At 55.7% G+C, this 517-nt stretch carries 1 protein-coding gene; it reads left to right on the top strand.

Features of this window, described 5'->3' with window-relative positions:
- Window positions 1–148: 148 nt before the first annotated feature.
- On the top strand, window positions 149–517 hold a 369-nt coding region (locus AC07E3_RS21495; protein ID WP_478364784.1), incomplete at its 3' end, for a transposase.

Raw genomic sequence — 517 nt, 5'->3', positions numbered from 1 at the left:
AGCTGGAGACCCGCAAAAACCCTGGCCTGTAGAGCCGCTTCATGATTCACTTCGGATGAACCATGGGGAGTGCCGATATGGATCCGAAGTCACTGTTCAGCCTGAACGAGCATCTTGAAGCGCTGAGCCAGCAGGCGATCCGCTTGAGGTGCTCAATCAGACCATCGACTTTGAGTATTTCAGAGACTGGTTGGTCGAGGGGGTGGGCTATGGTGATGGCAGCAAAGGCGGTCGTCCGCCTTTCGATCCTGTGGCCATGTTCAAGATCCTGATCCTGCAGGCACAACACAATCTATCCGATGCCCGCACCGAATTCATGATCCGGGACAGGTTGAGCTGGATGCGGTTTGCGGGATTCTCGCTGGGGGATCGTACACCTGACGAGAACACGATCCGTCATTTCCGCAACAAGATGACCGAGACCGGCACCCTCAAGCGGGTCATGAAAGCTTTTGACTGGCAACTGAACAAGAAGGGGTACATCCCGATGTCAGGCCAGATCGTGGACGCCAGCCTG

Source organism: Nitratireductor lacus (assembly GCF_056431025.1).
The sequence above is the reverse complement of the archived record's forward strand: the minus strand, read 5'-3'. Positions and strand labels throughout refer to the sequence as shown.